Below are 15,526 nucleotides of genomic sequence, written 5' to 3' on the forward strand. Positions count from 1 at the left end.
TTTCAGTCGATATCCAGTGTGGATATGCACGTGTTACAAGGCTTCTCCTTGAAGTTTAGCGATCTGTTCCAGAAGATTGGCTTTAGCTTCTTTCAAAAGCTTGAGCTGTTCTTTTTCACGAGTTATCCGCTTCTGTTCTATCCATACTTCTTCTTCAATCCGATTGATTAATTCGCGGCTGGCACTCATAAAGTATTCACTGGCGTCTTTGTCCGTCAAATCTTTGATAAGATCGGATAGCTCATTTAGCTTTGACTCCCAGTCCTCAATAATGCCTTGAGTTATGACGTTTTTCTTAGGCTTCCCCAGTTCGCAGACATGAGTGAACATTATTTTACGCTCCTGTTGTTAAAGTAAGTTTCGATATCGCTTTTTCTCCAGCGGCTGGACTTCCCAAACTTCAAAGGGGCAGGAAAGCCTTGGCTTTTGATTGAGCGATAAATTGTTGCTCGGGAGAGTTTTAGCTCTTTTTTGAGATCTTCAAGTGTCATCAGCATTGTTCGTCTCCTGCGACGTTTTGTTGTTGCTGTATGTAGATTTAAAGATCGATAAACTTACGTCAAGCAGTATTTTTTGTTGTACGACACTGCCCGGAGTATTCAACAAAAGACACCGCTGCGACTGTTCATAAGCGCTTGAAAATACTAGGGAAGCCGGTGTCATCCAACGTTTGTACGTAATAAGAGAATTTTTAGATTTTTACTGGACGGAAGAGAAAGCAACGGGGGAGTTTGACGTTTACTTTGGTTGTCCGAGATTGCCCCGAGTTTTCGTCGGAGCAGTTTTAATGACGTTGTCTGACACTGCCCTGGATTTTTTGAAAGGGCAGCAGGTTACACGTATAATTTTGTACTGATGGCAGCTTCGCAAATATTGACGAGTCCTCTTTTGAGTCTTTCGAGTGCCGAAAAGTTTAGCTTTTTTTCGAGTAAACTGCTGGTGTCGTAAATCTCAAACTCAAAAATATCAAGTTGTCCCTTTGAGTTTCTGAAGTACCCGAATTCGATACGAACGTTGTCTTCTTGTGAATTTCCCTCTGCATCTGACTCCTCATGGAGCATGTAAATTTTTGCTACTGCCAAGGTGTGCCCGGATTCTGCGCGATTCATTTGGCTGAGTTCAATGTTCATTCGTGTTAGCTTCCAGTCTGGTTTATTTATTTTTTGATCTTGCTGCTCTTCTCTTAAAGTCGGATTTTTGATTCGGCGTCAAACCTTCTTTTAATGCGTCGAGGTAATCGCAGTACCATTGCATCATTATTTCCCTGTTCTTGAGATGAGTTGCTTTGTCATAGACCTCCCTCAGTCCCGGTTTCTTGTGTGCTAGCTGCATTTCCACCCAATTTTCCGGCCAACCGTGTTCGGAGAGTAAAGTCGTTGCTGTGTGACGTGATCCATGACCTGTCATTCGGTCTTTATAGCCCGCACCTGCAAAACATTTGTTAACTGTATTGTCCGACATCACCAAACTTTTCGATCCTTCGGAAGGGAATAGATATTTAGATTTGCCGGTGATGTTTTTTAAGTGATTTAAAATTGAGATTACTTGACTGCTCAAAGGGACTAGATGCTCGCGGCCCATTTTCATTTTGCTATCAGGGATGCACCAGATTTTTTTATTAATATCAAATTCTGCCCACTCGGCTTTCCTGACCATACCTGGTCTGGATGCTGTATAGATAGTCAACCAGGCAGCACTTTTTACAAGGATGCGGCTAGGCGAAGCCTCAAGAGCTTTCAGAAAGTCAGGAAGTTGATGTTCGAGCAGGTGGGGATACTGCTTTTCCGGTGGTTGTACTGATGCGATATCCAATAAATTGCTTGCCGGATTGTTTTCACACTTACCATTTGCTATCGCATATCCAAAAATCTGATTAAGCCAGCTGCGGACTTTTTTTGCAGTGTTATGAGCCTGTCTGAGCTCTATCGAGTTCTGTAGTTCGGCACAATGCTTGCGAGTGATACTGGAAATCGGTAATTTCCCAAGTGCTGGCAGCATGTCATTGTCTAGCGCATATTTCATGGACTTGAGCGTTTTTTCTGCTCTGCCGTCGGCTGACTTTTTGGCATACCAAGCCTCGGCAATGCTCTCAAAGCTGTTTTTTATGGCTTCGCTCAGTTCAGATTTTTTTTGCGCTCGATGCAGCACAGGATCAGTTCCCGATGCGAGTAATCTGAGCGACTGCTGCGCCTTTTCGCGGGCTTGTTCGATGTTCACATCGCGATAGCTGCCCAGGCCGTGCCAGCCCCATTTCCCATCAGATTTTTTATATCTCAGCTCCCAGCGTTTGCGCCCGCTGGGGCTTACTACGATGTGAAGCCGCTCTGCTCCACCGTAGTTTTCCCGGTACTCCTTGTCCTCGGGCTCCAGGGCATCGATGACAGTCCTGGAGAGGGGTCGCCTTTTTATCTCTGATCGTTTCATGTTTGTGTATGGTCTGGTTCGAAGTTTTCGAGACCGTACACGAGGCTGTACAGAAAAAATAGGGCTGCACAGAGACGCCCGGAAATCGCGGGAGATTACCAGGATGCTAAGTCATTGATCTATAACGAGTGGTGAGACGTCAGGAGACTGGTGGAGCGGAGGTATGGAGCGGGTGAAGGGAATCGAACCCTCGTTATCAGCTTGGGAAGCTGGAGTAATGCCATTATACGACACCCGCTCAGAGCGGCTGACTTTGTACCAGATGTGGGCGTGGAAATGAAGTTTTTCTTTGCGTGGGACGGCTTTAGCGCAACTGAAACAAAGCAGAGACCGCATGACGGTCTATCGCGGGCAAGCCTTGCTCCTACAGGAATGCATTCAACACTGTAGGGCGAAGCCTGCTCGCGATGACGCTGTTTCAGATGGCCAATGCATGTTGGTCCTGGACGTAGTGATAACGCGGTCGACTTTCGTGTTGCGAAGGTTTCAAGAAGCCCAGCAATGCGTTGCGGCTATCTCGGCAAGCAGCTTTGTGTTCCATGTCGAGAAAGTGGCCGGTGGCCTGCAGGGTGGTGAAAGTAGCGTGTTGCACATGGTTGGCGAACAGTTGAGCGCCGTCGGTAGCGGTGTACTCGTCCCATTCGCCGTTCATGAACAGCACCGGCACGTTGATTTTCTCCGCGGCTTTGAAGAAGCACTGGCGATCACTCTGCAGCAGATCGCTGATGTGGAAATGCATCTGCCCGTATTCATGCTCGGCCAGGGAACTGACGTGCCGATAATTGAAGCGCTTGAACAGTGTCGGCAGGTGTTTGCCGATGGTGCTGTTCACCAGGTTGCCGACCCGGTCACCGTCCCGGCTGCCGAGGTAATCGATGCCGCGCTCGAGGTAGTCGAGCATGTGCGCGTTGATCTCCGGAGAGAACGAGCTGACCACGGCTTTTTCGATGCGTCGCGGCTGGTGGGCCAGAGCGACCAGGGTCGCGGCGCCACCCCAGGAAAACGACAGCACGTGTTCGGCGGCGAAGTGGTCGATCAGCTCCAGGAGGATCTGCCCTTCGATTTCCTTGGTCAGCAATTTCTCGTGCAGGTTGTGGGCTTTCGACTTGCCCGCGTAGGGCTGGTCGTAGCAGACCACATTGAACTGCGGGTGAAGGTTTTTCACGGTTTGTGCAAACGACGCAGTCGTGGCCATCGAGCCGTTGACCAAAATAATGGTCTTCTCTGCGGCGTCTGCGCGATAGAACTCCGTGTAAACCCGATACTGACCCTGTATATCCAGCACAGCGATTTCTGGCCTCATGTCATAAGACTCCTGGCAAGCGGGTATGCGTGCAAATCAGATTGCACGAGCTTTGTGACAGGTAGGCATACGCCTGGAATTTGAGAGGCCCATGTCGATCCATTGCAGTCCGGTCGACGGGTATTGTTATTGGCGGGCAGTCTGCCGGGGGAAGGCGGAACCTGAGGGTTCTCTACCGGCAAAAAGTTTCTTAGAAGTATGTTGTGACTCATCGGTCACATTTCGGCCGACGTCCTGATTCAAGCAGGGGGCACGTCATCACGCAAGTATCTTTGGCAAATTGTCCGACAACTTCTGCTGAGCGGTCGCCTGCTTAGATCAATTGAATCTCTTCGGTGCGTAATGCGCGGTACTCGCCCGGTTTCAGGGCACTGTCGAGCACCAGCGGGCCCATGCTTTCGCGGTGCAGGCGCAGCACCTTGTTGTCGAAATGGCCGAACATCCGCTTCACCTGATGATAACGGCCCTCGACGATGCTCAGTCGTGCGGACGTTGCTCCGAGTACGGCCAGCTCGGCGGGTTGGGTGGTGAGGTCTTCAAAGGCGAAGTACAGGCCTTCGGTGAATTTCAATGCGTATTCCGGGCCAATCTCTTGCTCGGTTTCTACGTAGTAGACCTTGGGCAGTTTGGTTTGCGGCTGGGTCAGGCGTCGCGACCAGCTGCCATCATTGGTGATCAGCATCAGGCCGGTGGTGTTGAAGTCCAGGCGCCCGGCGATGTGCAGGTCCTCCTTGTCCGGCTCATGGATCAGGTCGAGCACGGTCGGGTGTTGCGGATCGCGGGTGGCACTGACGCAGCCAGACGGTTTGTGCAGCATGAAGTAGCGTGCAGGCTTGCCGACTTGCAGCAGCTCATCGTCGACTTCCACGCGGCTGAATTCCAGTACGTCGGCGTGAGGGTCGCTGACGATTTTTCCGTCGATCCTGACGCGCTTTTCCACCAGCAACAGACGCACCTGCTTACGGTTGAAGCGCGGCAGGTTGCTGAGGAAACGGTCAATGCGCATGACGAGGGATCGGTAGGGAAGGGGCGCGTATCTTACGTGATCGGTTGTGCGGTTGCTTACAGCTGCGCCTCGACTTGCGCGCAGCGTGGGCACAAACAGGATTTGTCGCGCAGTTCGGGCGGCAGTGCTTCGAGTACCGCCGGGTCGATGCTGACGCCGTAGCACCAGCAGGCCCGATCGGCGGTTCGCGGGTCGGCCAGAGTGCAGTCGTTGGAGGCGCCGCAGGCCGGGCAGAAATCTGGCTTATTCATGTAGGGTTATTCATAACTGGAGTGAGGCATTTCCACGCAGGTGCGGTTACGGCCGGCTTGCTTGGCCCGGTACATCGCATGATCAGCCCTCGAGAGCAGCGTGTGCAAGGTGTCATCGGTCTGCAGGGTGGTCAGGCCGATGCTCACGGTCAGCTGCAAAGCCTTATCGTTGTAGGCATAACGCTGTTGCTCGACATGCTGACGAATTTTCTCGGCGACCATCAGACCGGTCTCACCGTCAGTGTCCTTGAGTAGCACGATAAATTCCTCCCCGCCCCAACGGCAGACGATGTCGGAGTGCCGCAGGCAACTCTCCAGATCCCGTGCAAAGCCGATCAGCACCTGATCGCCGGCAAGGTGCCCGTAGGTGTCGTTCAAAACTTTGAAATGGTCCAGATCCAGCAGCAACGCGGTCAGCGGTTTGGGCTCGCGCTGGGCTTCGTGCATGGCTTGCGCCGCCAACAGATCGAAACCGCGGCGGTTCGGCAACTCGGTCAGGCTGTCGAGGATCGCCTGGGCCTGGATTTTGCCCTGGTAGCGCTTGATCACCCGGTTGAGCAGGGCCAGCACAATCAGCGTGACGATCAGGCAGATCAGCAGGTTAAGGTACAGCGACTGGCGGATTTCACTGAGGGCGCCGTCTTCACGTTTGTCGACGAACAGGTACCAGTTCAGCTCCGGGATGAACCGTACGTTGAGGAAATGTCCCTGGCCTTGGACGGAATATTCGTAGCTACCGCTGTGAGGTTTGGGCAGTTGGCTGACCAGGTCCTTCATGCTGTCGAGTTCGCCGAGCCTCTGCCCGATCTTCGCGCCTTGTGGGCCGCCCTCGGCCCCGGTGAGCACCAGGCGCCCGAAGTTGTCGACGAAGTACACGCTGCGCTGGTAACGCTGCTGATACTTGTCGATCAGCTTGATCACTGCATCGACCGTCAGACCGACACCCGCTGCGCCGATGAAACGGTTGTTGTAGTCGTAGACCTTGTAGTTGATGAAGAAGGTCAGGTTGTCCTTGTTGGCAAGGTCCGGGTCGACATTGATCTCGTAGGGATCGGCCATGTCTCGTACGCGGAAATACCACGCATCGCGGGGTTCAGTGACTTTGACCTGTTTGAGTACGCCCTTGGCGTGGTAGTAGGTGAGGCTGGTGTTGGAGACAAAAAATGCGGTGTAGGCGCCGTAGTGGGTCATGACCTCGTTGAGGTAGCGGGTCATTTTTTCGGGGTCTTGCTCGCCGTTTACTACCCAGTCACGCATGAAGGTGTCGCGGGACATCATCGAGGAAATCAGGATCGGTCTGACGAGGTCTTTCTGGATTTCCGAGTAGACCGTGTCTGACGTCAGCGGCAGTTCGGTGTTGATGATGTTGTCGCGTATCGACGCTCGCGAGGCGTAGTAACTGAGGAAGGACGTGGCGAGAAAGCCTGCGCCCAGCAACGCGATCAGCGTGAGGACCAACGAACGTTGGGAATACAGCGGCGAGCGAAGCGGCATGACGATTCCGTTGGCAGTGACCCGATGGCAGGCATTCTAATGGCACCGCCGGGAAATAACTGCTGCATTTGTGGGGGGAATGGTGTCAGTAGGGCCACCCCTCACCCCAGCCCTCTCCCCACGGGGGAGAGGGGGAAAGGGGGCCGATCTCCATGCTTCTCAAACCTGAGTTCGACTTCGAAATTTCAGGTCGCAGCATTTCGTTCAAGCACCTCGGTCAGTCCCCTCTCCCTACGGGCGGTCCGACGTTTCGGGAGGGTTAGGGTGAGGGCGCGATTCCGGCTCAGACACGAGTCCCAAGATACGCACGCCATCCACCAAGGTGACTAATGTCCACCGCCCCCTCCAACCCATACGCTTCACAAATAAACCCACTCTCCCAACGCCCATCCGCCAATTGCACTTTGCCCAATCCCAGCGGTGCCGGTATCCCGGTCAAAAACGAACCTAACTCACGGCTCGGCAGTTCCCAAACCTCCACCGCAATCGCCACACCCCCGTCCTTCACGCGAACCATTCCGGGGCGAAACGGCGGGCCACCGGCCAAGGCATACAGTTGATAATCCGGCGAGCTGAACGTCGTCTCGACCCGTCGAGCCCCACGCTGCTTGAGCTGCCAGTTCAGCGCCAACCCATCCAGATGCGCACCACACACCACCAGCCGCGCCCGGTCATTACGCGCGGTAGCCGTCGGCGCAGGCGCGAGCAAACCTTGCTGGCGCTGCAAGGCATCCGCCACACCCAACAAATACTGATCAGTGAACGCCCGTCCGAACAACGTCACACCCCAAGGCAAACCATTGCCCATGAAACCGCTGGGCACGGCGACGGCGGCGTAATCGAGCAGGTTCATGAAGTTGGTGTAGTAGCCCAGTTCCGAATTGCGCAACACCGGCTCGGCGTCCAGTTCCGCCAGCGTGACGGGGCGGCCGAGGGTGGGTGTGAGCACGCAATCGAGGCCGTCCAGCGCCTCGTCGCACAGGGCTTTCAGGGCTTGAAGCCGGTACTGGGCGCGGAAGGTTTGCACGCCGTTCACCGCTGGAGCCTTGGCTAACACCGCGCGAATCACCGGCAGTACAGCTTCAGGATTTTGCTCCATCAATTCGCCGGCGACGCTGTAGCGCTCGGCCACCCACGGGCCTTCATAGAGCAAACGCGCCGCTTCAAGGAACGGCGACAAATCCAGCTCCACCGCTTCACCGCCCAAAGCATTGAGCTGATCGATGGCATCACCAAACAACAGCGGGCCTTCAGGGCAGCCGAAGAACTCCAGATCCTGAGCACGCGGCACGCCAAAGCGGAAGGGGCGAGGGGCACCAAACGCCGAGCCGTCATTCCACAACGGATTAAGGCGGCTGTATTCATCGCGGGGATCAAGGTGCGCAGTGAGCGCGAGCAACTGACTGGCTTCCCGAGCAGTCGCGGTGAACGTGGTCACGCAATCGAGGGTGCGACAGGCCGGAACCACACCCGCCGTTGAGATCAACCCTTTGCTGGCTTTCAACCCCACCAGATTGTTCAGCGCCGCCGGCACACGCCCGGACCCCGCTGTGTCCGTGCCCAGAGAAAAACTCGCCACGCCGAGCGCCACCGCCAGTGAAGACCCGGCGCTGGAACCGCCCGATGGATACTCCGGCAACACGCTGTTCGGGCACGCACCATACGGCGAGCGACTGCCGTTAAGCCCGGTGGCGAATTGATCAAGATTGGTCTTGCCCAACGGAATCGCCCCCAGCGCCAGCAACTGCTCGACGATGGTCGCCGAACGCTCCGGCACATAGGCAAATGCAGGGCACGCCGCGGTCGTCGGAATGCCCGCCAGGTCGATGTTGTCCTTGATTGCAAACGGCACGCCGTACAGAGGCAGGCTTTCGATATCGCGACCGTCGAGTGCGGCGAGGTACGGTTCCAGTTCTTCAACACTGAGTAAGTGGATGAACAGGTGATAGTCCGGGTTCAGCGCCGCGGCTTTATCGCGCAGGCTCAGCAGCAGTTCACGGGGCGTGATATTGCCGATGCGATAAGCGCTGCGCAGGGCGTCGAGTTGCAGATTGATGTTCATGGCGTTAATCCTTTTCAAAGTGGGTTCACTCAAGTTCCAGCACCACGACGCGCTGTCCGGCGCGCACTGCCGAACCCGGTTGCACGCGAATCTCGCGGACCACCCCGGCCATGGGGGCGAGCAATGGGATTTCCATCTTCATCGACTCCAGAATCACCAGCACATCACCCGCGGCAACCCGGCTGCCGGTTTCAACCTGAACCTGCCAAAGGTTGCCGGCGATGTGGCTGTCGACGCTCTGTTGACCGCTGGCCAGCGGTGCGTCGTCGGTCACTTCCGGGACCAATTCTTCGCTGTCGAAATGCGCCTGGCCACTGGCGATCCAGCGCTCGCGCTCGGCGTTGAACGCACCTTTTTGCTGATCGCGAAACGCGGCAATGCTCTCGGCTTCCTTCGTCAGGAAGGCTTGGTATTCCGCCAGATTCAGCTGACTGTGCTCGATGTTCAGATCGAAGCGCCCGAGGGGAAAATCCCGTCGAATGCGCAGCAGTTCATCGGCACTGACCGGGTAGAAACGGATCTGATCGAAGAAGCGCAGCAACCACGGTTTGCCATCGAATGCGGCGACCTCGCGATAGCGATTCCACATCTGCAACGTGCGGCCGACGAACTGATAACCGCCAGGGCCTTCCATGCCGTACACGCACATGTAAGCACCACCGATGCCCACCGAGTTTTCCGCGGTCCAGGTGCGGGCCGGGTTGTATTTGGTAGTCACCAAACGATGACGCGGATCGAGTGGCGTGGCGACCGGCGCACCGAGGTAGACGTCGCCCAGGCCCATCACCAGGTAGCTGGCGTCGAACACCGTGCGCTGCACTTCGTCGAGGTTTGGCAGGTCGTTGATGCGGCGGATGAACTCCAGATTGCTTGGGCACCACGGGGCGTCCTTGCGCACGGTGGTCATGTATTTTTCGATCGCCAACTGGCAGGCCGGGTCGTCCCAGGACAACGGCAAATGGACGATGCGCGAGGGCACTTGCAGGTCCTTGGCGGCGCACACGGCGTCCCATTCGCCGGCAACGATGCCGAGCAGATCGGCCAGCGGCAGTTGTTCGGGTTGGTAGTGCACTTGCAGCGAGCGGATGCCAGGTGTCAGGTCGATGACGCCGTGCAGGTTTTGGCTTTCCAGTGCTTGCATCAAGGCGTGGGCGCGGAAGCGCAAGACCAGGTCAAGTTCGGGGGCGCCGATTTCCAGCAGCAGATGAGTGTCCCCCGACAATCTCGCCACCAGCCGCGTATTCCCCTGACCCAAATCCAACACAACAGGCGACACAATCCCCTGTGGGAGCGGGCTTGCTCGCGAAGGGGCCGTGTCAGTCGACATTGATGTATCTGACACACCGCTTTCGCGAGCAAGCCCGCTCCCACAGGGGGTATTGCATTTCAAGGCGAGATTGCGGGCGGTCTTCAGGTCGACGGGGAGGAACTGTACTTTGTCCCCAGCCTTGAGCTGGCCCAGCTGCCAAAGATCCGCCTCGATCACCGTCACCGGGCAAACAAACCCGCCGAGGCTAGGGCCGTCTGGACCGAGGATAACCGGCATGTCACCAGTGAAATCCACTGCACCAATGGCATACGGATTGTCATGAATATTCGACGGATGCAGACCCGCCTCGCCACCATCGGCACGCACCCATTCAGGCTTCGGCCCGATCAACCGCACACCGGTTCGGCTGGAGTTGAAATGTACTTCCCACTGGGTGGCGAAGAAAGTGCCAATGTAGTTTTCGGTGAAGTATTCCGGTGCGCCATGAGGGCCGTAGATCACCCGGATCTGCCGCAGAACGGGCAACTCGGTGACCTGTTCTTCAGCCAGTTGTTGACCGGCGCGGCGGTCGTTCAAAGCAGGGAGATGCAACACGTCGCCGGCTCTCAATGCGCGACCACCATGCCCACCAAACTGGCCGAGGGTGAAGGTGCTTTTGCTGCCCAGATAATCCGGCACCTGCAGGCCGCCGCGCAGGCACAGATAGCTGCGGGCGCCGGCACCGGCAATCGTTCCAAGGCTCAAAGTAGCGCCCGCCGGTACCAGCAAAACCGTGTTCATCGGCGCCACTTCACCATTAAGGGTCAGTGGAATCACTGCCCCGGTCACCGCCACCACCGCGTCGCAATTGAAACGCAGCAGCGGTCCGCTCATGGTGATTTCCAGCGCCGCGGCGCCTTCGTCGTTACCCAGCAAAAGGTTGCCCAAACGCAACGCGCGACTGTCCATCGGCCCTGACGGCGGCACGCCCACGGCCCAGTAACCGAGGCGGCCGGGATAGTCCTGAACGCTGGTCTGAGTACCGGCGCTGAGCACTTCAAACGTGTTGGCCTGATACACCAGACCTTCCAGGCAACGGGTCCACGGCTGACCACTGGCGAAGGGCACATCGAGCAGAATCTGCCGCAAATAATCGCGGTTGGTTTCCACCCCATAGAGCTGGCTGTCGCCCAGCGCCTGATGCAGATCGGCAGCGGCTTCTTCGCGGGTCGGCGCCCAACTGATGACCTTGGCGATCATCGGATCGAAATACGGTGGAATCTCGCAACCGGCCTCGACCCACGTGTCGATACGCAGGTGTTTGCCATCGGCGGCAGGGAAGTTCACGGCGGTCAGCAAGCCTGGGCTCGGCTGAAAATCGCGACCCGGATCTTCGGCATAAAGCCGTGCCTGAATCGCATGGCCGCAGGCTTTCAAGTCTCGGCTCAACTCGCTCAACGGCGGCAAATCACCGGCTGCCAGTTCGACCATCCAGCGTACCAGATCCACACCCCAGACTTGCTCGGTGACGCCGTGCTCCACCTGCAAACGGGTGTTCACTTCGAGAAAATAGAAACGCTGAGCCTCGCTGTCGAAAACGAATTCAACGGTGCCGGCGCTGCGGTAATTCACCGCTTTCGCCAGTTTGATCGCCGCCGTACACAGCTCCTCCGCCATGCCCTCGGGGAGGTTCGGCGCCGGGGTTTCTTCGAGGACTTTCTGGTTGCGCCGCTGCACCGAGCAGTCGCGCACGCCGAGGGCAATCACTTCGCCCAGGCCGTCGCCGAACACCTGCACTTCCAGATGACGGGCGCGCTGGATGTACTTCTCGATGAACACCCCGGCGTCGCTGAAGTTGTTCTGGCCGAGGCGTTTGACGGCCTCAAAGGATTCGCTCAATTCGGCAGCGCTACGGCACACGCGCATGCCGATGCCGCCACCGCCGGCGGTGCTTTTGAGCATCACCGGGTAGCCGACCTGTTCGCCGGCAGTCAGCGCTGCGTCGAGGCTGTCGAGCAACTCGGTGCCTTCGAGCATCGGCACGCCGTGTCGCTTGGCCAAGGCGCGCGCGGTGTGCTTGAGGCCGAACACTCGCAGCTGTTCTGGCGTCGGGCCGATGAAGGCGATGTTGGCGGCTTCGCACGCTTCGGCGAACGCAGCGTTTTCCGAGAGGAAACCGTAGCCCGGATGGATCGCCGTGGCGCCGGTGGATGTGGCGATGGCGAGGATTTTTTCGACGGACAGATAGGTGCCGGCGGCTGCGCCTTCACCGAGGCTGTGGGCTTCATTGGCTTGCAGGATGTGCAGGCTGGCGGCATCGGCTTCGGAATACACGGCGACGCCTTTGACCTGCAATTCACGCAGGGTGCGCAGAATGCGGCAGGCTATGGCGCCACGGTTGGCAATCAGGACTTTTTCGAACATGGCATAACCCCCGGAGGCGATAGCGCATCAGCCTCGACCTGGGATGCGGGCCGTCCCGCAGTTTTTCGATAAGCGCCAGGGTCGTCCCCGACGGCAGAATCACTTCACTCCAAAACACCACCGAACCCCTGTGGGAGCGGGCTTGCTCGCGAAGACGGAGTGTCAGTCGACATTAATGTTGAATATGACGGCCCCTTCGCGAGCAAGCCCGCTCCCACATTGGATTTAGGGTGTTCTTACTTTTTTAGGCACTGGCCTGAACGGGCCTGACACAGGGTGAACAACCATCTACGCAACCGCACGAATTTCAGTTCCATACCAGCAGCTCCGCAGGTGTCGGGTTGTAGGCGTTGCACGGATTGTTCAGTTGCGGGCAGTTGGAGATCAGCACGATCACGTCCATCTCGGCCCGCAGGTCGACGTACTTGCCCGGCGCCGAAATCCCGTCTTCAAACGTCAGCCCGCCATCCGCCGTAACCGGCACGTTCATGAAGAAGTTGATGTTCGGCCCGATGTCGCCCTTGCCCAGTCGCCCGTCGTGGACGCAGGCGCGCAGGTAGTTGTCGCGGCAGCTGTGCATGTAGCGTTTCTCCAACGCATAACGCACGGTGTTGCTCTCTTGCGCGCAAGCGCCGCCGAGGGTGTCGTGACGGCCGCAGGTGTCGGCGACGATGGTCAGCATCGGCTTGCCGAGGTTGGAATAGAGCACGCTGCCGGTGCTCAGGTAGACGCTGTTCTGCCGGCGCAACGTGCGTTGTACGTCATAGCGTTCCTTCGGATTGGCAACGCTGTAGAACAAGGTGTCGACGGCCTGGTTGCCTTCCAGATCGAGGATGCGCAAGGTCTGGCCGGCCTTGACCTCCATCAACCATGGCTCGCCGGCCGGGATGGTGGCGCGGTAGATCGCGGTTTCGGGCAACTGTTGAGCGGTAGCGATTGCGAGTGACATGGCAGCGATCCTCAGGCGAACAGACGGTCGGTGTTGATGAAGCCGCGCTGGTTTTCCGGGCGCGAGGTGCGGCAGTGTTCGGCGACGCTGGCGTCGGCGTTCATCCAGCTGAGCTTCAGCGGTTTCGGCGCGTACTCAGGCGAAGGGTCCATCGGATGTTGCAGCGCAGTGAGCACCACCAGCGTGTCCATCGGCGCATACAACTCGATGTAGTCGCCGGCCCTGGAATTGCCTTCGACGAAGTGAAAACGCCCGGCCTCATCGACGTTCACCCGGCTGAACAAATTGAGCGTCATCAGCAAATCGGACAGGCCCAAACCCCACTTGCCCAGCTCCACCAATAGGTTGTCGGTGCCGTTGCGGAAGAAGCCGTTGCGCAGTTCCTGATAGCGCCCCGCGCCGTATTTTTCCGCGACCTCTTCAGCGCAGAGCACACCACCGAGGCTGTCGCTCCAGCCGCAGGTGTCGGCAGTGATCGCCGCCAGCACGCGGCCCATGTCCGAGTACAGGCAATGGCCGGTGGTGAGCTTGGCCGTGTGTTGGCATTTGAGGCTGTCGGGCAGGTTCAGGCGTTCGGTTTTTTCATTGGCATTGAGCAACGTCAGGCTGACGTTGGCGCCACCGCGCAGGTCGGTCAGGCGCAGCAGTTGGCCGCGTTTCAACACGAAGGAGCGATGGCCGCCGCCGGGGAGCATTTCTTCGGCGAAGGGCGGGAACAGTTGGGTCGAATCAGTCATTTCAAAAATCCTCTAAGCGGTACGAAGCGTGCCTGCCAGCTCAGCCGGCAAGGCATCGACGGCGGCACGGCTGGTGCGGCGGTCGCTGTTCAAAGGGATGTCGTAAGTGATCCGCGCGCCATAGGCGCCGGGGGCGTGCGGGTCGACGCGGACCTTGTCGAACACCAACAGGCGAGTGCCGAGGCTGAAGCCTTCGGACAGGTCGTGGGTGACCATGAACACCGTCAGTTGCGTCTCGCGCCACAGCTCCAGCAGCAGGCCGTGCATGTCTTTGCGGATGCCTGGATCGAGGGCGCCGAAGGGTTCGTCGAGCAGCAACACGCGCGGTTTCATGATCAGCGCCTGGGCAATCGCCAGTCGTTGTTGCATGCCGCCGGAGAGCTGCGCCGGGTACTTGTCCAGCGAGTGTCCGAGGCCGACTTTGTGCAGCAACATTGAGGCTTGTTCGCGTGCGTCTTTTTTAGCGCTGCCAAACAAGCGTCCGAGCAGAGGCGAACGTGGCAGTTCGAGGCCGAGGGCGACGTTGTCCAGCACCGTTAAATGCGGGAACACCGAGTAGCGCTGGAACACCACGCCACGGCTGGCATCCGGCTCGCCGGCCAAGGCCTGGCCATCCAGCAGAATCTCGCCGCGACTGGCGCGCTCCTGCCCGAGCAGCAGCCGCAGGAAGGTCGACTTGCCGCAACCCGACGCACCAACCAAGGTGCAGAACTCACCTTCGTTAACGCTCAGGTTCAGCCCTTCGAGCACCACCTGATCGGCGTATTGCTGCCAGACATTTTTGACTGTGATGAAACTCATGCGCGGGCCCCCTCATACCAAGGGAACGCCCGTTGGGTCAGGCGTTTCAGGCCCCAGTCCATCAGCCAGGCGAGCAGGGTGATCCAGACCACGTACGGCAGAATCACGTCCATCGCCAGGTAGCGGCGCACCAGGAAAATCCGGTAACCGAGGCCGTCGGTGGAGGCGATGGCTTCGGCGGCGATCAGGAATAACCACGCCGAGCCGAGCATCAGCCGCAGCGAGATAAGCAGCCGTGGTAGCAATTGCGGCAGCACCACGCGCAGCATCAGCGTCCAGGTCGAGGCGCCGAGGGTCTGGGCCTTGATCAGCAACTCCACGGGAATTTCCCGGGCGCGTTGTTCCAGATCACGGGCCAGGCACGGAGTGATGCCGATCACGATCAGCATCACTTTCGACAACTCCCCCAAGCCGAACACGATGAACAGAATCGGCAGAATCGCCAGCGGCGGCACCATCGACAGCACCGTCAGCAACGGCGACAACGGCGCGCCAAACAGCGGCAGGGTACCGGCGGCGATGCCCAGGCACAGCCCGGCCAGCGCGCTGATACCGAGGCCGATGGCCAGGCGGCGCAGGCTGGACGCGGTGTCTTGCCACAACAGGTATTCACCGGTGCGGCTGTCGGCGGTGAACGCCAGGCGTTTCACCGCGTCAGTCATCTGCACGGCGCTCGGCAACAGCTTGTCGTTGGGGTTGTCCGTCAGCCGCTCGGCCGAGCCCATGAAGTAGGCGAACAGCACCAGGGCGAATGGCAGGATCACCAACAGCAGGCGACTCGGACGATCCGGGTGGCGATTGATCAGGCGCATGGCCAGGTCCTCCT

At 58.1% G+C, this 15,526-nt stretch carries 14 protein-coding genes and 1 tRNA gene; all 15 read right to left on the reverse strand.

The window, feature by feature from the left end; all coding sequences use genetic code 11:
* Positions 1-33 precede the first annotated feature (33 nt).
* Complete coding sequence (locus ACYZTZ_RS03965) at positions 34-330, reverse strand: hypothetical protein (protein WP_461997286.1); 297 nt, start codon at positions 328-330, stop codon at positions 34-36.
* Positions 330-497: a helix-turn-helix transcriptional regulator gene (locus ACYZTZ_RS03970; protein ID WP_310395056.1), complete on the reverse strand. Its 168-nt coding sequence runs from the start codon at positions 495-497 to the stop codon at positions 330-332. Before ACYZTZ_RS03970 ends, ACYZTZ_RS03965 begins: the two co-directional genes overlap by 1 nt.
* A 336-nt stretch (positions 498-833) precedes the next feature.
* Entirely contained in the window at positions 834-1,130 is a 297-nt protein-coding gene (locus ACYZTZ_RS03975; protein ID WP_461997287.1) for a hypothetical protein, read from the reverse strand.
* A gap of 22 nt (positions 1,131-1,152) precedes the next feature.
* Entirely contained in the window at positions 1,153-2,424 is a 1,272-nt protein-coding gene (locus tag ACYZTZ_RS03980; RefSeq protein ID WP_461997288.1) for a tyrosine-type recombinase/integrase, read from the reverse strand.
* 164 nt (positions 2,425-2,588) lie between these two features.
* Positions 2,589-2,662, reverse strand: a tRNA-Gly gene (locus ACYZTZ_RS03985).
* Between the two features lie 180 nt (positions 2,663-2,842).
* Positions 2,843-3,727 carry an alpha/beta fold hydrolase gene (locus ACYZTZ_RS03990; protein ID WP_461997289.1) on the reverse strand — a complete coding sequence of 295 codons (885 nt, stop codon included), beginning with the start codon at positions 3,725-3,727 and terminating at the stop codon, positions 2,843-2,845.
* 313 nt (positions 3,728-4,040) lie between these two features.
* Complete coding sequence (locus ACYZTZ_RS03995; protein WP_056742585.1) at positions 4,041-4,733, reverse strand: pseudouridine synthase; 693 nt, start codon at positions 4,731-4,733, stop codon at positions 4,041-4,043.
* Positions 4,734-4,789: 56 nt separating this feature from the next.
* Positions 4,790-4,984 (reverse strand): cysteine-rich CWC family protein, encoded by a 195-nt coding sequence (locus tag ACYZTZ_RS04000; RefSeq protein WP_008153014.1) that lies wholly within the window; start codon positions 4,982-4,984, stop codon positions 4,790-4,792.
* A 6-nt stretch (positions 4,985-4,990) separates the two neighbouring features.
* Positions 4,991-6,478: a sensor domain-containing diguanylate cyclase gene (locus ACYZTZ_RS04005; protein WP_461997290.1), complete on the reverse strand. Its 1,488-nt coding sequence runs from the start codon at positions 6,476-6,478 to the stop codon at positions 4,991-4,993.
* 283 nt (positions 6,479-6,761) lie between these two features.
* A complete protein-coding gene (gene atzF, locus ACYZTZ_RS04010; protein ID WP_461997291.1) occupies positions 6,762-8,540 on the reverse strand; it encodes an allophanate hydrolase in 1,779 nt (592 codons plus the stop codon).
* A 25-nt stretch (positions 8,541-8,565) separates the two neighbouring features.
* The gene (gene uca / locus ACYZTZ_RS04015; RefSeq protein ID WP_461997292.1) at positions 8,566-12,213 is read right to left on the reverse strand and encodes an urea carboxylase; all 3,648 of its coding nucleotides are present in this window, start codon (positions 12,211-12,213) and stop codon (positions 8,566-8,568) included.
* Positions 12,214-12,520: 307 nt separating this feature from the next.
* On the reverse strand, positions 12,521-13,162 hold the full coding sequence (locus ACYZTZ_RS04020; protein WP_076030050.1) for an urea amidolyase associated protein UAAP2: 642 nt from the start codon (positions 13,160-13,162) through the stop codon (positions 12,521-12,523).
* Between the two features lie 11 nt (positions 13,163-13,173).
* Positions 13,174-13,899 (reverse strand): urea amidolyase associated protein UAAP1, encoded by a 726-nt coding sequence (locus tag ACYZTZ_RS04025; protein ID WP_461997293.1) that lies wholly within the window; start codon positions 13,897-13,899, stop codon positions 13,174-13,176.
* 12 nt (positions 13,900-13,911) lie between these two features.
* Positions 13,912-14,700 (reverse strand): ABC transporter ATP-binding protein, encoded by a 789-nt coding sequence (locus tag ACYZTZ_RS04030; RefSeq protein ID WP_461997294.1) that lies wholly within the window; start codon positions 14,698-14,700, stop codon positions 13,912-13,914.
* Positions 14,697-15,512, reverse strand: a complete 816-nt coding sequence (locus ACYZTZ_RS04035; RefSeq protein ID WP_046046146.1) for an ABC transporter permease — start codon at positions 15,510-15,512, stop codon at positions 14,697-14,699. Before ACYZTZ_RS04035 ends, ACYZTZ_RS04030 begins: the two co-directional genes overlap by 4 nt.
* Positions 15,513-15,526 lie beyond the last annotated feature (14 nt).

Source organism: Pseudomonas sp. LB3P58 (assembly GCF_054897895.1).